Below are 22418 nucleotides of genomic sequence, written 5' to 3'. Positions count from 1 at the left end.
CTGGTCGATGGTACGCCGGCCGCAACCGGGCAGGCTTCTGACAGCGCGTCGTGCGCTCCGGTCAGGCAACCTGCAACAGGTCGGACAACTGGTGCACTCATCCCTTCTGCTTCGCCGCTTCGTTTCCTGTCGAGCCGAGCGGCGGGTGTTTGACTCTGAAATTCTACGCGCGTAGTGTTCACACAGTCTACGCGCGTAGTGTCTCCTCAGGGTGTTGCGCTCGGCGCTGCATCTGGCCCGCACAGTCGACGACGACACCCGGTGCGGGGCTCCAGTCGACTCAGAAACACAGGAGGTCTCATGCGGTCCAAGTTCGTCCTTTCGGCGCCGGTCTTCGTCCTGGCGCTAGGCCTGGCCGGTTGCGGGGGCTCAACAGGAGGCGCCGGCTCAGGTGCGACGCCCACCGACTGCTCCTCGTCTGAGACCTTCTGCGTCGGTCTCGTCACGGACGGAAGCAAGATCGACGACAAGTCGTTCAACCAGGCGGCGTGGGCCGGTGTCCAGAAGGCGAAGGACTCGCTCGGGGCGTACGTGCGGTACATCGAGCCGGCGGAAGCCAAGGACTACGCGGCGAGCATCAAGCAGTTCACCGATCAGAAGTACGACGTCGTCATCACCGTCGGCTTCCTGACGGCCGACCCGACCGTTGCCGCGGCGGCGCAGAATCCCGGCACGAAGTTCATCGGTGTCGACCAGCTCCTCGACACGGAGAAAGTCAAGAGCCCGAACCTCACCGGACTCACCTTCCCGGCCGACCAAGCCGGCTACGCCGTCGGATACCTGGCGGGACTGCTCACGAAGACCGGCAAGGTCGGCGCCATCAACGGCCTCGAGATCCCGCCGGTGCAGAAGTACTTCAAGGGCTACGAGGCGGGCGCCAAGGCGTCGAACCCGAAGGTCGAGGTCGTCGGTGTCTATCACCCGGCCGGTGGCCAGCCGTTCAACGACCCGGTATGGGGTGCCGGTGAGGCGAAGAAGCAACTTTCCCAAGGCGTCGACGTGATCTTCGGCATCGGCAGCAACACTGGCAACGGTGCTCTCAACGAGGTCGCGAAGTCGTCCGGCGCCGGCACCACGCGCTTCTGCATCGGTGTCGACGTGGACCAATGGGGAACCCTCCCCGAAGCACGCCCGTGCCTGGTCACGTCGGCTGAGAAGCTCATCTCCGATGGTGTCGCCGAGCTGCTCGGTCAGGCCGGCGACGGCACGCTGAAGGGCGGGAACTTCCTCGGCAAGACCGGTATCTCGCAGTTCCACGACTTCGACGACAAGATCCCGGCTGACGTGAAGGCCAAGGTCGAGGACGTCGTCAAGAAGCTCGCCGACGGCTCGCTGCAGACCAACGTCGTTCTCTGAGCCGATTCGTGAAGGAGCGTGAGGGTTCGCCGATGAGTACTCCGATTCCTCCACCGGAAGTCCGGGAGGCCCCGGGTGGCGCGGAAGAGTCCACGCCCAGCCCGGTTGCCGCAGCTGATCGCGGCGGACCTGCACGCCCGAGCGGGACCCTCGGGCTCCTCATCCGGAGGCAGACGATCGTGGTTCCGCTCGTTGCCTTGGCAGCCGCGTTCTCGGTCGGCGCGCTGCTCATCCGCAGCCAGGGTGTCAACCCGGCGTATGCGTACGAGAGCCTGTTCTCCTACGCCCTCCTCGACGGCAGTGGCCTGACCGCCACGCTGCAGAAGGTGGTTCCACTGGTCCTTTGTGGTCTTGCGGTGGCGATCCCACTCCGCCTGGGCCTGTTCAACATCGGTGGTCAGGGCCAGTTCATGGTGGGGGCGATCGGTGCGGCCGCGGCTGCGTATGCGCTGCGATCCGCACCGGGGATCGTGACGATCATCGTGACGATGGTCGTCGGTGTCCTGGCCGGCTCGATGTGGGCTTCGATCGCCGGTCTGCTGAAGGCGGCCCGCGGTGTACATGAGGTCATCTCGACAATCATGCTCAACTCGGTCGCGGGTGGGCTGATCGACTGGATGCTCAACGGTCCGCTTGCGGACGAGCAGGTGCCGTACCCGGCCTCGCACGCGGTGCCCGGCTCTGCCCAGCTGCCTCCCATTGGGGTCGTTCCGATCGGGCTGCCGGTCGCCGTGACCCTTGCCGTCGCAACAGCCTGGTTGTTGCGACGGACAACGATCGGGTTCCGCTTCGAGACGGTCGGGCGGAACCGGTACGCCGCCTCCTACGCGGGGATCTCGATCCGCACGACGACGGTCGTCGCGATGGGGATCGCCGGGGGATGCGCCGGACTGTCCGGAGGGATCGAGCTCGTCGGTGTCGAGCCCTACCGCTACCAGGACGGCATCGCCGCCAGCCTGGGCTTCGACGGGATCACGATCGCGCTGCTTGCCCGAGGCAACCCGATCGGAACGATCCCGGCGGCGCTCCTGGTCGCGGCGATGCGGGCGGGTGCTCCCCACCTCGCTCTCGACACCGGGCTCCGGCCGGAGATCGTCGACATGGTCCTCGCCATCACCCTGCTCTTCGTCTCGCTGCCTCTCGTCGTCAAACTGATCTTTCGCAAGCACGCGGCCAAGGGCAGCCAGCTCGCCAGCAGTTGGGGGGCGTGATGGCCGGCATCGTGACCTGGCAGTTCCGGCACCTGCTCGCCATCGGGACGCCCCTGCTGATCCTGATCGCGGCCTATCTCTTCTATTTCGTCGATCAGACCGTCGCGACGTCAATGTGCGCCAATGCGTGGTTCTTCGCCGTGCCGCTCGTTCTCGGCGCGCTGACCGGGGTCATCGGTGAGCGGTCCGGTGTCGTCAACATCGGTATCGAGGGCCAGATGCTCACTGCGGCGTTCGCGTCGTTCTTCACCGCGGCGGCAACGAAGTCGCTGGTCGCCGGGGTCGCCGCGGGAATCCTCGCCGGGGTTGCAATGGGCGCGTTCCTCGCCTGGACGACCGTCACGGCCCGGATGGATCAGATCATCGCCGGTGTGGCGATCAACATCGTCGCGACCGGTATCACCTCCTTTTTCTACAAGTCGGGTGCTCAGCTTCCGGTGAACATGCCGCAGTGGAACGTACCCGTGCTGTCGAAGATCCCGCTCATCGGCGAGACCTTCTTCCAGACCGGTCCGATCGCCCTGTTTGCACTTCTGATCGCGCCGGTGCTGCACTTCGCCATGTTCCGGACCCGCTGGGGTCTGCGAACCCGGGCGATCGGTGAGTACCCGTCGGCGGCCGACACAGCAGGTATCAACGTCAATCGGATGCGGTTCGTCAACGTCGTACTCGCGGGGATCCTGGCCGGCGCGGCGGGAACCTACCTCAGCATGGAGGCTACGAGCTCGTTCAGCCGTGGCATGACGGCCGGGCGCGGATTTCTCGCCCTGGCGATCATGATCTTCGGTGCCTGGCGGCCGCTGCGGGTCGTGGCCGCGGCGCTGTTTTTCGGGTTCGCCAACGCACTTGCTTCCCAGCTCCAGGGAGTCGTCGACATCCCCCAGCAGTTCGTCACCCTCCTGCCCTACGTCCTCACTCTCGCCGTCCTCGCAATAGCGGCAGGCCGTGTCCGGGCTCCGGCGGCTGAAGGCGTCCCGTTCATCAAGGGAGAAGGCCAGTGACACAAGCGGAGTCTCGGCCCGAGGCGGCACGCGGCCGCCCACCCAGCACGGAGGAGCGCGTCCTAGAGCTCCAAGGCCTCTCGAAGTCCTATGGCGCCGTCCACGCGAACTCCGATATCACTTTGCATATCGGGCGGGGCGAGATCGTTGCGCTGCTCGGCGAGAACGGCGCCGGCAAGTCGACCTTGGTCAAGCAGATCTTCGGACTGACTCGCCCGGACGCGGGCCGAATCGTGATCAAGGGCGACAGCACCCCAATCAAGGATCCCAAGGACGCGATCCGGCGCGGCATCGGCATGGTCCACCAGCACTTCCAGCTCGTGCCGGTCATGACAGTCGCGGAGAATCTCATCCTCGGCCACGAGCCGGTGCGCGGCGGTATCCGTCTCGACCTCGCGGCCGCCCGGATGATGGTTCGCGAGCTGTCCGAGAAGCACGGCCTCGCCGTCGATCCCGATGCCAGGATCGAGGATCTCCCGGTCGGTGCCCAACAGCGGGTCGAGATACTCAAGGCCCTTTCGCACAGGGTTGATCTGCTCATCCTCGATGAGCCGACAGCGGTCCTCACTCCGCAGGAGACCGACGAGTTGCTCGGTGTGCTGAGCGAGCTCGCCGCCGCGGGCACGGCGATCGTCTTCATCACTCACAAGCTGCGCGAAGTTCTCGCCGTCGCCGACCGGGTCTACGTGCTGCGCCGCGGCCGGGTCGTCGGCACAGTTCCCACCGACGAAACCGACGCCGCCAGGCTCGCCACGATGATGGTCGGTCACGACGTCATCCTTCGCGTCGACAAGAAACCGTCGACACCCGGTAAGGCGGTGCTATCGGTTCGTGACCTCGTGGTCCGCGACAACCGCCGTCTCACCGCCGTCGACGGCTTTTCGATCGAGGTGCGAGCCGGCGAGATCGTCGGCATCGCAGGGGTCGAGGGGAACGGCCAACGCGAACTCGTCGAGGCGATCGCCGGGATGCGGTCTCCGCTGTCCGGCACAGTCCGGCTGGGTGACCGGGACATCACCCGGTTCAACGCTGCCGACACGAATGCGGCCGGCGTCGGGCACATCCCTGAGGACCGCGAGCGTCACGGCATCGTCGCGTCGTACTCGATCGCCGACAACCTCGTTCTCAACTGTTTCGACTCCGAGCCCTATTCGAGACACTGGATCCGCAACATCAGCGCCATCCGCGAGCATGCGATCGCCCTGCGTGCGGAGTTCGACATCCGGTCTGCATCGATCGATGCGACGGCGGGCTCGCTTTCCGGGGGCAACAAGCAGAAAGTCGTCGTCGCTCGCGAGATGGCGGCCCGGCCGCGCCTGCTCGTGGCGGCACAGCCGACTCGGGGTGTCGACATCGGAGCGATCGAGCTCATCCACCGCCGGATCGTCGAGGCGCGCGACGCCGGCGCAGCTGTATTGCTCGTGTCCGCAGAGCTCGACGAAGTGCTCTCACTCGCCGACCGGGTTGCTGTCATCCATGCAGGCAAGGTTGTTGCCGAACTGCCTGGCGACCTGGTCGACCGCGCCGAGATCGGCCGACTCATGGCCGGCGAACGGCCTGGTGTCCCACCGACGGACCACCGATCTGATGGAGAAAGCTGAATGACGAATCGTGACCAGTCTTGCCGCGGCCGCGCGGTCCCGACCATCCTCGACGTGGACACCGGAGTGGATGACGCCCTCGCGCTCATGCTCGCCTGCGCAGCCGAGGAGATCGATCTTGTGGGCGTCACGTGTGTTGCAGGCAATACACGCCTTCCAGATGTGCTGACGAACACCCGTGCCATCCTGCGTTACTGCGGGAGGGAATACCTTCCGGTAGCCGCGGGCGCGGATCGGGCCCTAGTCCGGGAGCCGGTCGGCCTGGACAACGCCTGGGTCCACGGCGGAGCGGGCCGAGGGTATGCCACGATCGCTGAGCGACTCGCGCCGAGCACGAACGTTCACGCTGCTCAGTTCATCGTCGACGAGGTACGGCGACGGCCGGGCGAGATCACGCTCATCAGCACCGGTCCGATGACGAACATCGCTCTCGCACTGCGACTCGAACCTCGGTTGCCGAGTCTGATCGGCCGGTGGATCTTCATGGGCGGAGCATTCGCGGTCGGCGGGAACACGACGCCTGCGGCCGAGTTCAACGTTCAGGCGGATCCCGAGGCAGCGCGGATCGCCATCAGCGAGTTCAGCTCGGCTCCACAACGCCCGACCGCGATCGGTCTCGACGTCACGCATCAGGTCCGGCTGCTACCCCGGCACATCGAGCGTCTCGCGGCGATGGCCGGCGACGAGTTCAGCGTCGTTCCCGGATCCGGACCGTGGGGGACACCGAGCAACCCCCTCCTTGCCTACCTCGAAGGCGCGATCCGCAAGTACGCGGAATATCACCAGCAGCTCCATGGCTTCTACGGGACCTACCTCCACGACCCCGTCACTGTTGCGGTCGCCATGGACCCGACGCTCGTGTCGGTACGGCCAGCCGCAGTAGACGTCGAGTGCCGAGGCGCGCTGACCGCCGGTGCGACAGTCGCGGACTGGAAGAAGGTTTGGGACAAGGAGCCGAACGTCGACGTCGCCATCACTGTGGACGCGGAGCGCGCGCTGGCCACCGTGACACACGCGGTGGGCAGCTTCATTGCGTCAGCCGAGTCTGTGCGAGACCGGAGCACCGCCACATGAACTCCGGACCGGCCATTAGGTTGACCAATCGCAGGGCCTTCCCGAGCCAAATGCGCCAGATTTAGTTTATCGTCGATGTGAACCGGCTCAAACCGTCATGCGCCGGTCTTGGCTCATCGCGGTGAACCGCCTCAAGAGCCCCGCGGAGCACCTCGCTCTCATGGTGTGCGTGCTGTCCGAGTACTCCGACCAGCCGATCAATGTCGGCCGCACGCTCCGACCTTGATCGTTCGTTGACCTGGTCGAGATCTATGCAGTGACACCTTCGTCGTACGACACGGAAGCAGCTGAAGGGCAGGAAGCACGGAGCGGGAAGCCGCCCTCCGGCTGTTCGCGCTACTCCGGACAACAGGCTGCCACCTTCCGTGTGCTCGGGGACAAGTTCGAGGCACGCGTGACGCCCGAGGTGCGGTTCGCCAGCGCCTTGAACCGGTTGCAGCCAACGCTGATGAACTTCAACACCGGAGGCTGAACCTGGCACGCCTTGGGCTTGACGGACGACGATGTCGCACTCCGTAGTAGTTCGGAGTCAACCCCGAAAGATTCACACAGTTGGTTAACGTCGACGAGACAGATAGCGAGGGCTGCGGTGGGAGTGCGGAGTCTGACACAGGCAGAGGCCGAAGTGAGGTCGAATGCACTGGTGGTGGAGCGGTATGACGTGGCCGTCGATCTGACCGACTTGCTCAATAATTCGTGGGTCCGGTGCGAGTCGATGATCAGGTTCAGGTGTCGGTTGCCTGGGAGTGGGAGCTTCGTTGACTGTGCTGCTGAGGTGGAGAGCGCCGTGCTCAACGGCGTTCCGCTGCCGACAGCCGTGGACGGTCGGATCGCACTGGCGGATCTTGCCGAGGACAACGTTCTTGTGGTTTGCAGCCGGGTGGACACGGCCAGCGGGGTTCAGGGCATGCACAAGGCGATCGATCCTGCGGACGGGCGGGTGTACGCGTACACGGATTTCACTCCAGACTACGCCCGGTATGTCTGGGCGTGCTTCGACCAGCCTGATCTCAAGGCGCCTCACGCGTTTACGGTGACAGCTCCGGCTGACTGGCTGGTTCTGAGCAACAGCGGTGATCCTCGGGTCGAGGCGATCGACTCTGGGCGGCGCTGGAGTTTTCCGGCCACTCCGCCGTTGGCGACATACAACACGGTGATCAATGCCGGGCCGTACTACGAGATCCGCCGGGACGGCGCGGGTCATGATCTCGGGCTGTTTGCCCGGCAGTCGCTAGCTCCGGTACTCGAGCGGGATGCCACCGAGTTGTTCACGCTGACCACTCAAGGACTCGAGTTCTTCGCCGAGCGCTTCGGGATGCCGTTCCCGCAGCACAAGTACGACCAGGTCTTCACGCCGGAATTCCCCGGCGCCATGGAGAACTTCGGTTGTGTCACGTGGATGGACTGGTTCCTGCGTCGGAGTACCCCGACGCGGGCGGAGTGGGACACCTTCTCGAGGTATCTGCTGCATGAGCTCGCTCATCAGTGGTTCGGCAACATCGTCACGATGCGGTGGTGGGACGACTTGTGGCTGAACGAGGCCTTCGCCGAGTTCGCCAGCAACTGGGCCGCGGTGCGTGCCACGTCGTACACCGATGCCTGGGCAGCTCACCTGGCCGGCGAGAAACTCAAGGCGTACTTCGTCGACCAGGGGCCGACTACACACCCGATCCGCCAGCCGGTGCCGGATGTCGCGGCGGCTGAGGCGACGTTCGATGCGATCACCTATCCCAAGGGCGCGTCGGCGCTGCAGCAGCTGATGACGTACGTCGGTGAGGACACGTTCGCCACCGGGTTGACCGCGTACTTCGCGAAGCACGCCTGGGGCAACACCACCCTGCAGGATCTGATCGATGCGCTGGCCGCGTCGAGTGGACGGGATCTGGATGCCTGGCGGATTGGATGGCTGGAGACTGCGGGGACCGATCGGCTGGCGCTCGAGCGTGACGTACTGGTTGCGAAGGGGCCTGGGGGCGTGGCGCGACCGCATGTGCTGGGAATTGGGGCCTATCGGAGACGGGCGGATCGTCTTGAGCGTGTGGCGTTGCAACAGGTCGAGGTGAGTGGGGAGCGGACACAACTTGAGTTGCCGGCCGACGCGGACCTGTATTTGGTCAACGACGAGGACCTGACCTTTGCGTCGGCTCGACCTGATCAGGCTTTTCGGAACGGCTTCTTCGGTGACGCCGCTCGGCTGCCTACCGCGATCTCCCGCGGCGTTGCGGTCACGATGGCGTGGGACATGCTGCTCAACGACGAGGCGACGGCCGCCGAGGCTGTTCAGTGCCTGACCGGAGTGCTGGCCGTCGAGACATCCGCGTCCGTGATCGAGCCATATCTCAATCTGGCGGTAGAGGCTGCGGACTTGTGGAGCCCGGCCGCAGACCGTGACGGGTTGCTGGGATCGGTCGCCGGGGCGTGCCGCCGCTTGGCCGGCGATCCGTCGTACCGCAAGGCTGCTTTGCGCGGCTTCGCTCGTACGGCGGCCGACCTCGAGCAGGTCGGATGGCTTCAGTCCGAGGCCGGGGAGGACTTGGATCTCCAGTGGCGGGCGCTGGCCCGCAAGGCACAGCTCGGCAGCCCAACCGCCGCGGAGGCCGAAGCTCTCCTGGCGCGGGACCCCGATCCGGAAGCATGGGTCAGCCGGCTCCAGGTCCGTGCTGCCACCCCCGATCCCGCGGAGAAGCAGGCAGTGTGGCAATCGCTGGTGACCGAGCGCGCGGTTCCCATCGCCTCGGTCCACTCCGTAGCCGCGCTGTTCTGGAGCGCAGGCCAGGACGACTTCCTTCACCCGTACGCCGAGGCCTACCTGGAATTGGTCCCGACCCTCCACCAGGGCGGCGTCATGCCCGCCACCACCTTCACGAGATCCCTGTTCCCCCTCGTCGCCATCGACGATTCCTTCCTTGCCCGCGCTGAGGCATTGGCCACAGGGGCCACTCCGGTGGTCCGCACCAATCTCCTGGACCGTTGCAACCGCCTTCGCCGAATGCTGCGCTCGCGGCTCTAGCAGGCATGGTTGGTTGCCCGGTTCGATGGGCGGCCGTCATTCAATGGAGTGCGCAGCGAACCGGAGTCAGGCAGAGGTCTCGGCCAGGCGGGTGTCGGTGCGGAAGAGAGATCCGGGATGGGTGCCAGGCAGGTGACTTCCAGCGCCGAAGAGCCGCTGGCGGAAGGTGTCTCGGGTGTGCTTGGTCCGGACCAGGCCCATCCGCTGGAGTTCGGGTACGACGGAATCGACGAGGTCGGCGTACGAACCTGGCGATACGAACGGGGTGTAGTTGAAGCCGTCAAGGTCAGTATCGGAGACGATGCCGGCAATCTGATCGGCGACCTCGGCCGGCGTGCCGACCAGGATGAGTTCGCGCATGCCTCGGCGGAGGAAGTCGGCGGATGCCTCACGCACGGTTGTATCGCGGTACCGCTCGACGTGTGACTTGCCGCCGTCAGTGCTGACCGTGGAAAAGCTCGCGTCGGGGTCGAGTGCGGCGAGATCGATCCCGGTCATCATCGCGTAGTACGCCCGGGCGGCGTCGGGGTTGACCCACTCGAGGTATTCCTCGAGCTTCTCGTCGGCAGCTGACCGAGACGGTCCCGTGACGACGGAGAGGCCAGAGATGGCCTTGATTGCGTCACGGCCCCTGCCGGCCGACTCTGCCGCGGTGCGGATGTCGCTGACCTGACCGCGCAGCATCTCGCTGTCCTTGCCATGCAAGAAGACGATCTCCGCGTTCGCGGCCGCAAATGCTCGGCCGGTCGACGAGGTACCAGCTTGCACGATGACCGGAGTGCGCTGTGGTGAAGGCTCGCTGTCGAAGTAGCCGTGTGATGTGAAGTACGGCCCTTCGTGTTTGATGGGGTGCACCCGGCTTGGATCGGCGTACAGTCGTGCGGCCTTGTCGACCACCACGGAGCCTTCCTCCCAGGATCCTTCGAAGAGCTTGTAGCTCAGGTCGAGGAAGTCTCGCGCGCGAGCGTAGCGCTTGTCGTGCGCCAACTGGGGTCTGCCGAAGAGTTCGGAGACGACGGCGCTACTTGTCGTGACAACATTCCAGCCGATTCGGCCCTTGGTGAGATGGTCCAGCGTGGCGAAGCGCCGGGCGTTTGCGTATGGCTCCTCGAAGGTCGTCGAGGTGGTTACGGCGAAGTGCAGGTCGCTGGTAACCGAGGCGAGCGCAGGGATGAGCAGCATTGGGTCGTTATTCGGAACCTCGACCGCCTGCTCGAATGTGACGTCCGGTGTCTCGCCGCGTAAGTGCGGGTAGCCGTAGGAGTCCGCGAGAAAGAGGAAGTCGAAGTATCCGCGCTCTAGCAGTCGAGCGAGGTCGAGCCAGTAGTCGAGGTCCTTGTAGCGGTAGGTCTGCTGTTCCGGATGAGCCCAGAGCCCCTGACTGGTGAGATTCACCTGGTTGATCTCGAACGCGCCCAACAGAATCCGCTTCATTCCTGTCCCTTCGATAACCCGCCCCGTCAATCGTCGAGCCCGCCATCTGGGATGTCGAAGACCAGTTCTGGATCGAGTTATAAGCTGAATGAATAGGTAGGCCCTGGGAGGTGAGAGCTGTGGCCGAGGTGGATCTGAGACTTCTGCGGTACTTCGTCGCAGTCGCGGAGCAGGCGAGTTTCACGAAGGCTGCTGAGGCACTCCACCTATCCCAGCCCGCGTTAAGTCAGGCCATCCTCCGCCTCGAGCACGAGTTGGGCACACCGCTACTCGACCGAGGAGACCGCGGCTCGCGTCGCGGAGTCGCGCTGACACATGCAGGCACCGTCTTCCTGCCCGCGGCGCGAGAGGCACTCCGAGCGACTGAACACGCTGTCAGGGTGGCAAGGGAGGCGGTAGAGCCAGTGCGGCTCCGGGTGGGCTTCGGCACAAGTACGCCGCGCAGACTTACACGTGTCGCGCTGACAGCAGCCGAGGAGTTCGACCACCTCGAGCTCATGCTTGAGTACGTGCCCTGGGGTGGGGAGCTGACGGCTCTCAAGGCTGGTCAGGTCGACCTTCTGTTCCTGCAAGCAGCCAGCGGATTCGTCGAGGCCGGGTGCGCCGCGTTTGAGCTCGAACCTCTGAGCCGCATGGCCGTGTTCCCCATTCACCATGAGCTTGCGTCTCGCGACCGGGTGTCGATCCTCGATCTCGCCGACGAGCCGATCGTCGACGCAGCAACGGATCGCGCCTACTGGATCGTCGATCCACGGCCCGACGGATCCGCACCGAAAACCGTGGGACCACCTGCACGTTCGGTCGGCGAGATGCTCGCCTTCGTGTCTGCTGGGCTGGGGATGGCGATCACCACCTCCACTGTCGCCGCATCGAACCACAGCGACGACGTCGCCTTCGTCCCTATCAGCGACCTCGACGCCGCTTCGATCTACCTGGTCACTCGGGCCGACGACGACCGTCCCCTGCTCACCGCGGTCCAGGACAAGATCGTCGCGGAGGTGAGGCGCAGCGAAGCGTTGCCCGAGGCTGCGCACTGACGACAAGCACCTGCTTGGACCATGTGGCGAAAGGCGTGGGGGCACCCCGCACTTGCGGCGTACCCCTACAGAACTGCACCTGCTTCAGCGACGGCTTCCACCGCCCTCGATTACTCGCCGACGAGTTGGTGGTAGTACGTGGTGAAGGCGACGTGACCGACTCCGTTGAAGGCCGCCCGGACGGCTTCCTTCAGCAGTTCGGGTCCATCCTCCACGATCTGTCCATACGACGTGATTGCGGTGGCGGTGCGGTTTGCCTTGCTCATGGCGTATAGGCAGCCGGAGTCGGAGTCGTGGTCGACAGCGACGACCAGGGAGCCGCCGCGGGTGCCGCAGCCGTGGACGACAAGGGACTCGTAGGCCGACCAGCCGCTGCTGCGGACCAGCTTGACCACGGGCTTCGCCGTGGCGGTGACCGGGATGCGGACCGTGTAGAGCGCGCCGGCGTTGGTGGTCATCAGCAACGTGTCGTATGTCGCCGTCTCGCTGATCACCGTCATCGCCTTGACGGTACGAAAGCCGGCGAACGAGCCGAGCGCCTTGAACCCACCGTTGATCTGGGCGTAGGGGTCTGCTGCACGGATAGGTGACATCTGAGCTGGCTTGCCGAGAGGTGGGCCTGGAAGGATGTTGCTGTGCCCAAGCCCTACCCTCGCGAGTTCCGTGACGACGTGGTTCGGGTTGCCCGTGACCGCGATCCCGGAGTCACCGTCGAGCAGATCGCCAAGGACTTCGGAGTCCACCCGATGACGTTGTTCAAGTGGCTGCGCCAGGCCGAGGTCGACGAGGGCGCCAAGCCGGGTGTCAGCCGGGGTGAGTCGGCCGAACTGCGCGAGGCGCGGCGGCGGATCAAGCTGCTGGAGCAGGAAAACGAGGTGCTGCGCCGCGCGGCGGCGTACCTGTCCCAGGCGCATCTTCCGGGAAAAGGCTCTACCCGCTCGTGAGCGAGCTGGCCGCCGCCGGGATCCCGGTGGCGGTGACGTGCCGGATACTCAAGATCGCTCGCCAGCCCTACTACCGGTGGCTGGCCCAACCGGTCACTGCCGCCGCGCTCGAGCAGGCCTACCGCGCCAACGCACTGTTCGACGCCCACTGCGACGACCCCGAGTTCGGCTACCGGTTCCTGGTCGACGAGGCCCGCGATGCCGGCGTGGCGATGGCAGATCGGACCGCGTGGCGGCTCTGCTCGTCCATGGGCTGGTGGAGCGCGTTCGGCAAGAGACGCGGCAAGAACGGCAAGAAGCCCGGTCCGCCGGTCCATGACGATCTCGTGCGCCGCCACTTCACCGCGGAGATGCCGAACCAGCTGTGGCTGGCAGACATCACCGAGCACCGCACGGGCGAGGGCAAGCTGTACTTGTGCGCGGTCAAGGACGTGTACTCCAACCGGATCGTGGGCTACTCCATCGATTCCCGGATGAAGTCCCGTCTCGCCGTGGCCGCGCTGAACAACGCCGTCGCCCGCCGAGGTGAGGTCGCCGGCTGTGTCATGCACACCGACCGCGGGTCGCAGGCCAGTTTCGGTCCAGGAAGTTCGTTCGGGCACTCGGACGCCACGGCATCGTCGGTTCGATGGGCCGAGTTGGCGCCGCGGGCGACAACGCCGCCATGGAAAGCTTCTTCGCGCTGCTGCAAAAGAACGTTCTCGACCGGCGAACCTGGTCCACCCGCGACGAACTCAGGCTCGCGATCGTGACCTGGACGAACGCACCTACCACCGCCGCAGACGCCAAGCCGCCCTCGGCCGGTTGACACCCATCGAATACGAAACAATCATCACCCCACCGGCCAGTCAGGCCGCGTGACCGAAACTGTCACCTACTCGTGCAGCAGACCCCTTCGACGAGTCCTATTAGGACATCGCGCTCCATCGCCAGCTCCGCGTTCTCCCGCCGCAACCTGGCCAGCTCGGCCCGCTCGTCCTCGCTCAACCGCCCGTCACCACCGTGGGCCTGCCGGTCCCTGGCCACCCAGTTCGCCAACGTGCCCGCGTTCACCCCCAGCTCGCGCGCGACCTGCGCGATCGGCTTCCCGGTCTCCCGAACAATCCGGACCGCGCCCTCACGGAACTCCCGATCAAACTTCCGTCTCGCCTCAGCCATCACCCTCACCTTCTAAGGCGATGTCTCCACGTTACGAGGGGAAACTCAAGACAAACAATTCAGCGGTTTGCTTTGTCGTAACACCAATGGCTCGCTGCGAATAGGCGATCAAATGTTTCTGGTCAATGAGATTTGCCTCTCACTCGGATTCTGTAACGGTGGCATTGCGTTGGGCGATGACATGACTGCTTGACCCATGGATGGCGCCGCCTCGTCATCCATGCCGTCTGGTCAGGCGGGATCGAGGGAATCGTGTTCGTCCTGGATCGTTCGCAGCGCGCCCGTGCGCAGATGTTTCCGAGAGTTGTGGCTGCGGTGATGTCGTTCGCCTTGCTGGCGACTGCTGTGGAGGCGCGCGAAGAGGCGCAGGCTGCCGTGGTTGCGGATCCGAAACCTGCCGCGGCGACGGTCGATTCGCGGCCTGATCTGGTCTCCGCCGTTGTGACTGCTCGTTCGCAAGGCTCGAAGGTTGAGGTCGAGTCGATGCGCACCGAGACGGCCACGACGTGGGCCAATCCTGACGGGACGATGACGACGGAGGCGCACGCTGCGCCGATCCGGTTCAAGACTTCCAGGGGTGCGTGGCAGTCGGTTGATCTGACGCTGACCAAGGCCGCGGACGGAACAGTCGGCCCGCGCGGACACAAGCTGGGCTTGCGCTTGGGCAAGCAAAGCGCCGTGAGCCGCGGGGTGTTTGCCTCGGCGGTCGCCGGCACGGGCCGGCAGGTCGAGTGGCTGGCGCCGTGGAAGCTCCCTGAGCCGACACTGAACGGCACGAAGGCGACCTACTCTGACGTCGAGCCTGGCGTCGATATGACTTTGGATGCGCGGCGTTCGGGCTTCGAGGTCGATTTCATTGTCAAGGAGCGCCCTGCGGCTGCTCCGGTGTGGCGGATCCCGATGCGGACGAAGGGCCTCACCGCGCGGCAGCTCGAGGACGGCACTGTCGAGTTTGTCGACTCGACGGACGTGGTGCGTTCGCGGATCCCGGTGGCCTTCATGTGGGACTCGGTCACCGATCCGCTGACTGGTGACCCGGCGAACAAGGTGGTCGTTGACGTCTCGCTTGAACAGGTTTCTGCGGGTCGGGCGACGCTGGTGATCGCGCCGGACGCGACCTGGTTCCTGGACCCGGCGCGGGTGTTTCCGGTGACGGTGGATCCGACGTATGCGAACACGCCGGTGATGTCGAGTTTCGACACGTTCGTCCAGTCGGGCTGGCCGAATGACTTGTCGTCGACTGTCGATCTGCGTGTGGGTAAGAACGGCGCGACTACCGAGCGGTCGTTCCTGAACTTTCCGACGGCGCCGTTCATCGGCAAGGACGTCGTCGCGGCGCACTTGTCGTTGATGCAGTACGGCTCGACAACCTGCACGCCGACTGTGGTGAACCTGCACGCAGCGAACCCGGCGACCACTGCGACACGGTGGACGTCGCAACCTACGACCAGCATCCAGGTGTGGGGCTCGGTGTCCGCGGCGAAGGGCTTCTCGAGCGCGTGCGCGGCCGACCGGATCTACATTCCAATGACGGAGCTGGCGCAGTTCTGGTCGGCGGTTGAGTATCCGACCGCGGGTGTGGCGTTGAAGGCGGCGAACGAGGCGGACGCGAACGCGTGGAAGCGGTTCTACTCCACTGAAGGCCCCGCGGATCCGTATATTTCGCTGACCTGGAACCGGCCGCCGAACGAACCCGCGAACGTGGAGACCACCGAGGCGGTCGCCTACGCGGCCCCGGGGGAGACCAGCTCGTCGATGTATTCGCCGACGCTGCGGCCGTGGGTGCGCACGAAGGCGACGGATCCGGATGGCAACACGGTGAAGTACATCTACGAGTTTCACACTGCGCCGGTCAACGAGACCAGCCTGAAGGGGACTTGCACGTCGTCGGTGTATGCCTCCGGTACCACGGCGGGGTGTCGCCCGGGCACGGATTTGCCGGACAACACCGCGTTGTATGTGCGGGCGAAGGCGAACGACGGGCGCCGTGACGGGCCGTGGACCGACTACTGGACCCGGCTGCGGACCGGCGCCGCGACACCCGCAGCCCCGCAGGTGGTGTGCCCGGCGCCGTACAACGTGCACAACTCCTGGCAAGACACCTCGCCGGCCAGCGACGTGACGTGCACGATCACCGCGACCGGCACCGGGTACAACGCGCCCGGCTATGTCCGGATCACCGTCGACGGCGCGCCCATCGCATCCAACACGGGTGTTGCCGGGCAGTGGAAGATCACACCCTCCAGTGACCCGGCGGTCGCGCAGAAGACGGTGACGATCCCGCACGGCACGCCGGGCCTGCACACCATCACCGCCCAGGCCGAGACACCGGCCGGCAACCTGTCGCCGGTCAAGACCCACGCCTTCGGGTGGGGTGGCACGGCGTTGACGTCGCCGGCCGTCGACCCGCGGATCACCACGGCGGACACGGTCCGGATCACCGCCTCCGGCCCGCCGAAGGGCACCGCGCCGTCGGTGACGGCGAAGGTGCGGTGGCGGGTGTCTGGGTACGGCGGCGCCGATGACCTGGTCGGCTGGAACGAAGACACCACCGAACTACCCGTGACGGACAACGGCGCCGGCGGCGTCACCGTGAACACGACCTGGGACACCAACAACGCCAAGACCGACGATTTCCTGGACTCCGATCCCGACACCACCGGTGTGCAGCCGACCCAGCTGGACGAGCGGGTCCCGGTCAAACTCGACCTCCAGGTCTGTTTCACCTACGGCAGCACCGTGCAGTGCACGTGGTCGCAGACCCCCGGGACGACGGTGCAGCGGTTGCCGCACGCGTTCGGCAACGGGTTCCCCACCAGCGCGGCCGGGCCGGGGCAGGTGGCGTTGTTCACCGGCGAGTTCAACGCGTCGGCGACCGACATCTCGGTCCCCGGCTACACCGGTGACCTGTCGATCACCCGCTCTCACATGACGTATGAGACGCCGCGGACCCCGATCCACAACGTGTTCGGGGACGGGTGGAGCACCCAGTTCGACGGCGCCGACGCAGGTGCTGCGGGGATGCAGGTGATCGACTCCACCCGCCTGGACGGCACGCTGGTGCTGATGGACGGCGACGGCACCAGCCTGATCTACGAGTCCCCGACCGGGCAGCGCCGCACCACCGCGACGTTCGCGACTGGCGACTGGACTGCGGTCGACGCCGACACCGAGGTCGACGGCTCCCGGCTGACGATCACCGGCACCGGGATCAACACGGTGCTGTCCTACATCGAGGACGACGGCACCGTCACCACCTGGAAACTGCACACGGCACCGGCCGCGAACACCGCGGTCGAGTTCCGGCCGGACGGTATCTCCGAGCCCGGGATCGCGGGTAAGACGACGTTCGCCTATGACGGCACCGGCCGGGTGGTGCGGATCATCGCGCCCGCGCCGCCGGGCGTGACGTGTGGCGCCTACAACCCGACGAACCCGTTGACCGGGATGAACCCGGGCTGCCGCGCGCTGCGGTTCAGCTACACCACGATCGGCGCGACCCGGGTGCGGATCAGCCAGGCCTGGCTGGACATCTACAACCCCGACAAGACCGGCGGGGCCGGGATGGACTCGGTCCAGGTCGCCGCCTACACCTACGATTCGAACGCCCGGCTGACCACGGTCACCGACCCGCGCTCTGGTCTGTCGACGGAGTACACCTACAACGCCGACAACGACCTGACCTCGGTCAAACCCGCCGGACAGGTCGCCTACCAGCTCAACTACGTCACCGTCGACCAGCGCCCGAAACTCGACTCGGTCACCCGTGCCCGGCCCGCCGGTGACCCGGCCGGCGGCACCGCGACCCTCGGCAAGTACGTGTACGACATCCCGCTGTCCGGCGACGGCCTGCCCGACCTGACCGCCGGGTCGGTGGCGCGCTGGAACCAGAACGCTGTCCCGGCCAGCGGGTACGCGGTGTTCGGCCCCGACCATCCACTCACCGGCGCACCCGGCGCTGGCGATTGGCAGTACGCCGACCTTCAATACACCGACGCGGCCGGCTACACGGTCAACACCGCCAAGTACGGCGCCGGGAACTGGCAGTACACCGCCACCGACTACGACACCCAAGGCAACGTCGTGCGGGAACTCGACGAACGCGCCCTGCGCGCGGTGATAGACGACAACCTCCCGGCCGGGTCAACCGTCGACCAGCTCGCCACTGTCACCGTCTACAACGCCGACATCAAGAACGGCGATACCGTCGTCACCCCAGCCGGCACCCTGGTGACCGACACCTACGGTCCCGCCCGCTGGGCCGCGCTGAAGGACGGCACCACCGCCTGGGTCCGCCCGCACACCCACACCACCTACGACCAGGGCGCACCGAACGCCGGCATCAACCCGGACACGTCGCTGCCGTACCGGCTGGCCACCACCGAAACCTCCTACGCCCACGACCCCGGCACCGGCACCGACCTCGAGACCACCGGCCAGACCCTGACCGACTACGGCCCACCCATCAGCGGGGACGCGGATGGGTGGGGCAAGAGCCAGCCCGGCAAGACCATCACCGACGTCGACCTCAACGGCACCAACAACGCCGGTGACATCGTGAAACTCACCCGCTACGACGCCGAAGGCCGTGTCATCGAGACCCGGCAACCGGCCTCGAACGGCGCCGACGCCGGCACCACCAAGACCGTCTACTACACCGCGGCCGCCGACGCCATCCACCCCGTCTGCGGTGCTAAGCCGCAGTGGGCCGGCCTGGTCTGCACGACCTACCCTGCGGCGGCCCCGAGTTCCGGGCCGAGTCTGCCGTCGACCACGACGTCGGCGTTCAGCTACCTGCTCGCGGCGAAGACCATCACCGAAACCTCCGGCACGGTCACCCGCACCACCACCACGACCTACCTACTCGACGGCCGCACCGCCTCCACAAAGACGGCGGTTACCGGCCTCACCGGCTCCACACCGAACACCGAGAAGATCACCACCTACGACCCCGCCACCGGGCAACCGACCGTGGTGACAGCCAAGAACACCGACGGCACCACTGCTGGCACCATCACCACCGGCTACGACACCTGGGGCCGCCAAACCAGCTACCAACCGTCCGGCGAAACCGCCACCACAACGGTCTACAACGCCGCCGGATCCGTCGCCACTGTCACCGACGCGAACGGCTCCACCACCTACACCTACGACGGGACCGACGCCAACGGCAAACAAGAACGCCGCGGCCTCGCGACCAAGGTCGACGTCACCACCGCCGGCACCACCTGGACCTCGGCCGGCAGCTACGACGCCGACGGCACCATGACCACCCAGAAACTGCCCGGCGGCGTCACCCAGCACAACGACACCGACAACGCCGGTGAACCCATCGGCCTGCGCTACACCGGCCAACTCACCACACAAAACGACGACGGCTCCACCACCGTCGACCCCAACGGCGGCTGGCTGTCCTGGTCGATCGACAACGACGTCACCGGCCGCGTCGCCCGCGAATGGACCCCCGACGGAGCCGCCTTCACCGGACCCGCCGGAGGCGGAGCCCCGGGAGACGCGATCCCCTACGACCGCTCCTACAGCTACGACAACGCCGGCAGGCTCGTCACCGTCAAGGACCGCACCGCCACCGCCGCCGGAGTCGACATCACCGACCCCACCACCACACCCTGCATCACCCGCAGCTACGGCTTCGACGCCAACGACAACCGCCTCACCAAAGCCACCGCCACCAGCGGCCCCGACGGCATCTGCACCACCACCGGCGCCACCACCATCACCCGCGCCTTCGACACCGCCGACCGGCCCATCACCGGCGCCAACGGCACCGGCAACTACGCCTACGACGCGCTCGGACGCACCACCACCCTGCCCGCCACCGACGCACCCAACCCAGCCGACGGGAACATCGCGCTGGCCTACTACGACAACGACCTCGCCCAATCCATCGCCCAAGGCGGAACCACCACCACGTTCACCCTCGACGCCGCCGACCGGCGCGCCGTCGAAACCACCACCACCGGCTCCGGCACCACCCAGAAAACCCGCCACTACACCGACAGCGGCGACAACCCGACCTGGGTCACCGAAGGCACCTTTTCCACCCGGTACGCGGAACTCATCGGCGGCGACCTGTCCCTCACCGTCGACGAGACCGGCGCCGCCGACCTCACCCTGGCCAACAACCACGGCGACGTCGTGAGTACGGTGACACTGCCGGCCACCGGGCCCGCGACCAGCATCGACAACTGGAGCGGCTGCGATGAGTACGGCATCCCAATGGGAGCAAGAGAAACCGGCCTAATCCGATACGGCTGGCTAGGAGCCAAGCAACGGGCGACCCTAGATTCGGGACTCGCGGCGATGGGTGTGAGAATCTACAACCCGGCGACTGGTCTCTTCAGCAGCATCGATCCGGTTGCTGGTGGTAATGCCAACGCTTATGTGTACCCCACGGATCCTGTCAACAGTTACGATTTGGATGGCCGGAAGAGAAGCTGTAAGTACGCTCCCTGGAAGAGCTGGAAATGCGTCAGGAAGGGTGCGAGTAGAGCAGCGCGCTGGGGTTACAGAGAGGTTCGAAATCGGTACCGGCACACAACAATTAGTGCGGGCGGCTGCGCGGTGATCTGCTACGGCGTTGGATTCCAAGGCGGGTATTTTAGTGCGACAAGTATCTCCAGGTCTCGCCAGTATGGATGGTCGACTCCTGGGATCACCCTTGGCGTGTCACAGCTCCGCCCTCGGCAACGTGGAAAACATTGCACCGGAGGGAGCTTCTCGACTCCTGCGGGCGGCTTTGGATACTGTCAATCTGGTACCAGATACAAGCGGAAGCGCGATCGCGAATTCCAGTGGAATCTCCCCGGGCGATGGGGTTTCTCTGCGGGCCGTCAGCGCACCGTCCAGAGGCGATTCAAATGGCTCGATTGGTAGGCGGCCAGTTCGGTAGGCGGCCAGTTCTCGGTAGGATTCTGCGTGGTCTGCGTAAGGCTGATCTCCGGTGGATCAGAGCATTCCCGAGAGTGGGCGGAGCTAGAGCATGTCTGACAAATTCCGGATCCAGGCGATGACGGCGTTGAGGACGGCGGCGGCCCGGTAGACGATGGCGAGTTTGTCGTAGCGGGTGGCCAGTCCGCGCCACTGCTTGAGGTGGCCGAAGCGGCGTTCGATGACGTTGCGGTTGCGGTAGTCGACCGCGTCGAAGCCGGGCGGCCGTCCACCGCGTGAGCCGCGGCGTAGCCGGTGACCGATCTGATCGGACGGTTGCGGGATCACCGCGACGATCCCGCGCTCGCGCAGATGGCTTCGGATCGCGCGCGAGAAGTAGCCCTTGTCGGACGGCCGAGCGGCCGGGCAACACGCAACTGGGCCAGCAGCGGCAGCAGCGCCGGTGCGTCGTTGGCCTGGCCGGCGGTCACCGCGATCACCAGCGGCAGTCCATGCCCGTCGACCAGGTGATGGATCTTGGTCGACAGCCCGCCGCGAGAGCGGCTGAGCCCGTGATCAGGCGGCTCGGCCCGCGGAATCTTGTAGTTCGACCCAGCCCCCTGTGTGGCGCGCGATGTTGGTCGCGTGCTGATGCGCGCGGGCGATAGTGGAGTCGACCGCGATCGACCAATCCAACCCGCCCGCGGCGTCGGCCTGGGCCGTCAACGCGGCCAGTACCTCATCCCACGTACCGTCAGCAGCCATGCGCCGGTGCCAGGTCCAGACCGTCTGCCACGGCCCGAATACCTCAGGCAGATCCCGCCACGCGACCCCGCACCGGTACCGGTAGATGATCGCCTCGACCATCGTGCGGGCATCGGCGAACGGACGACCCTGCCGACCGGTCCGAGCCGGCAGCATCGACGCGATCAACGACCACTGCACATCGGACAACAACCGAAACCTCGACACGACATCAAGGCTCTCAACGAACAGCCCCAATGTTGTCAGACACGCTCTAGCTGTTGCGAGCTCATAGCTGGAGACATCAACCGGCGGCAATTAGGGGGAAGACGGGCCTCGACTCCTCGATGTGAGCCACTGACGGAGGAGAAGCCCTCCAGCGCAAGCGAGCGAGATGGCTGCGATGCCGAGGCCCGTCAAAGCCAATGGCCGATATCTGTCGAGATTTTCTACGAGGCGGCGAGCGTCTGTCTCGGCGATCGCATCATCGGCGTTCTCGGAAAAGTACAGGATCTTCAGCGGCGTCGCGTAGCGAGAGCCTTGCTGAGGCGCTTGCTGCTCCTCCTCGCGAGGTATAGGAGTATCGAGGTCGATCCACTGCAGCGATGTGGAGACCGTATCGTGATCCCGGGTCTTGAACTCAACGCGTACTTCCTTCAGCCCTGGGGTTCCTCGACCTACTTGGACCTCCAACATCACGCGGTCGGCGGTTACCGAGGTGCCGCTCGAGAGAAATCGTCTGGCGGCTTCCGCTCTAGTATGCAACTCGTAGAGGGCGATAGATGTGAAGAGTGCCAGTATGATTCCTAGAACCCCGGACCCCGCTGCCACCTTGCTCAAGATACCTTTGCGCACGAGCAATAGTCGCACAACACGAGGCTATGCCGGTAGCGGCGGCTACCTCTGTACGCAGCCGCGGCGCGGGAACCTTGAGGTCAAGAGATACTGATGTGCATGAAC

The 22418-nt window shown here is 65.7% G+C and carries 16 protein-coding genes and 1 pseudogene; 10 read left to right on the top strand and 7 right to left on the bottom strand.

The window, feature by feature from the left end; translation table 11 throughout:
* Positions 1 to 300: 300 nt before the first annotated feature.
* From E1218_RS08420 to pepN, 7 genes are all read left to right on the top strand, one after another.
* Positions 301 to 1356, top strand: a complete 1056-nt coding sequence (locus tag E1218_RS08420; protein WP_132318001.1) for a BMP family lipoprotein — start codon at positions 301 to 303, stop codon at positions 1354 to 1356.
* A gap of 179 nt (positions 1357 to 1535) precedes the next feature.
* On the top strand, positions 1536 to 2567 hold the full coding sequence (locus E1218_RS08415) for an ABC transporter permease (protein WP_165949177.1): 1032 nt from the start codon (positions 1536 to 1538) through the stop codon (positions 2565 to 2567).
* Entirely contained in the window at positions 2567 to 3568 is a 1002-nt protein-coding gene (locus tag E1218_RS08410; RefSeq protein WP_132317997.1) for an ABC transporter permease, read from the top strand. Before E1218_RS08415 ends, E1218_RS08410 begins: the two co-directional genes overlap by 1 nt.
* Positions 3569 to 3684: 116 nt before the next feature.
* Positions 3685 to 5169: an ABC transporter ATP-binding protein gene (locus E1218_RS08405; RefSeq protein ID WP_407657593.1), complete on the top strand. Its 1485-nt coding sequence runs from the start codon at positions 3685 to 3687 to the stop codon at positions 5167 to 5169.
* Positions 5170 to 6243: a nucleoside hydrolase gene (locus tag E1218_RS08400; RefSeq protein WP_132317993.1), complete on the top strand. Its 1074-nt coding sequence runs from the start codon at positions 5170 to 5172 to the stop codon at positions 6241 to 6243. It begins immediately after the preceding gene.
* A gap of 238 nt (positions 6244 to 6481) precedes the next feature.
* On the top strand, positions 6482 to 6715 hold the full coding sequence (locus E1218_RS38145) for an HD domain-containing protein (RefSeq protein WP_407657592.1): 234 nt from the start codon (positions 6482 to 6484) through the stop codon (positions 6713 to 6715).
* 117 nt (positions 6716 to 6832) lie between these two features.
* The gene (gene pepN / locus E1218_RS08395) at positions 6833 to 9253 is read left to right on the top strand and encodes an aminopeptidase N (protein WP_132317991.1); all 2421 of its coding nucleotides are present in this window, start codon (positions 6833 to 6835) and stop codon (positions 9251 to 9253) included.
* Positions 9254 to 9319: 66 nt separating this feature from the next.
* Here the strand turns inward: pepN and E1218_RS08390 are convergent, their stop codons facing one another.
* Positions 9320 to 10687, bottom strand: coding sequence for an NtaA/DmoA family FMN-dependent monooxygenase (locus E1218_RS08390; protein WP_132317989.1), 1368 nt, complete (start codon positions 10685 to 10687; stop codon positions 9320 to 9322).
* Between the two features lie 119 nt (positions 10688 to 10806).
* On the opposite strand from E1218_RS08390, the gene E1218_RS08385 reads away from it, so the two are divergent.
* Positions 10807 to 11724 carry a LysR family transcriptional regulator gene (locus tag E1218_RS08385; protein WP_132317987.1) on the top strand — a complete coding sequence of 306 codons (918 nt, stop codon included), beginning with the start codon at positions 10807 to 10809 and terminating at the stop codon, positions 11722 to 11724.
* A 110-nt stretch (positions 11725 to 11834) separates the two neighbouring features.
* Here the strand turns inward: E1218_RS08385 and E1218_RS08380 are convergent, their stop codons facing one another.
* The gene (locus tag E1218_RS08380) at positions 11835 to 12317 is read right to left on the bottom strand and encodes a hypothetical protein (protein WP_233712096.1); all 483 of its coding nucleotides are present in this window, start codon (positions 12315 to 12317) and stop codon (positions 11835 to 11837) included.
* Between the two features lie 42 nt (positions 12318 to 12359).
* Between E1218_RS08380 and E1218_RS08375 the strand changes: the two are divergent.
* Positions 12360 to 13529, top strand: a pseudogene (locus tag E1218_RS08375) (IS3 family transposase).
* Positions 13530 to 13538: 9 nt separating this feature from the next.
* Here E1218_RS08375 and E1218_RS08370 read toward each other — a convergent pair.
* Positions 13539 to 13826, bottom strand: coding sequence for a transposase (locus E1218_RS08370; protein ID WP_132317985.1), 288 nt, complete (start codon positions 13824 to 13826; stop codon positions 13539 to 13541).
* 483 nt (positions 13827 to 14309) lie between these two features.
* On the opposite strand from E1218_RS08370, the gene E1218_RS08365 reads away from it, so the two are divergent.
* A complete protein-coding gene (locus E1218_RS08365) occupies positions 14310 to 20720 on the top strand; it encodes an RHS repeat-associated core domain-containing protein (protein WP_233712095.1) in 6411 nt (2136 codons plus the stop codon).
* 99 nt (positions 20721 to 20819) lie between these two features.
* On the opposite strand, the gene E1218_RS38140 is transcribed toward E1218_RS08365, so the two are convergent.
* Genes E1218_RS38140 through E1218_RS35940 form a run of 4 tightly spaced genes read right to left on the bottom strand, consistent with a single transcriptional unit; the run spans position 20820 to position 22298 of the window.
* Positions 20820 to 21062 carry a transposase gene (locus E1218_RS38140; protein ID WP_407657590.1) on the bottom strand — a complete coding sequence of 81 codons (243 nt, stop codon included), beginning with the start codon at positions 21060 to 21062 and terminating at the stop codon, positions 20820 to 20822.
* Complete coding sequence (locus E1218_RS38135; RefSeq protein ID WP_407657591.1) at positions 21059 to 21313, bottom strand: transposase; 255 nt, start codon at positions 21311 to 21313, stop codon at positions 21059 to 21061. The genes E1218_RS38140 and E1218_RS38135 overlap by 4 nt, the downstream gene beginning before the upstream one ends.
* A complete protein-coding gene (locus E1218_RS38130) occupies positions 21291 to 21716 on the bottom strand; it encodes a transposase (RefSeq protein WP_407657589.1) in 426 nt (141 codons plus the stop codon). The genes E1218_RS38135 and E1218_RS38130 overlap by 23 nt, the downstream gene beginning before the upstream one ends.
* Positions 21717 to 21776: 60 nt before the next feature.
* Complete coding sequence (locus E1218_RS35940) at positions 21777 to 22298, bottom strand: hypothetical protein (RefSeq protein ID WP_165949176.1); 522 nt, start codon at positions 22296 to 22298, stop codon at positions 21777 to 21779.
* Positions 22299 to 22418 lie beyond the last annotated feature (120 nt).

The organism is Kribbella turkmenica (genome assembly GCF_004348725.1).
Lineage (GTDB): Bacteria > Actinomycetota > Actinomycetes > Propionibacteriales > Kribbellaceae > Kribbella > Kribbella turkmenica.
The sequence above is the reverse complement of the archived record's forward strand: the minus strand, read 5'-3'. Positions and strand labels throughout refer to the sequence as shown.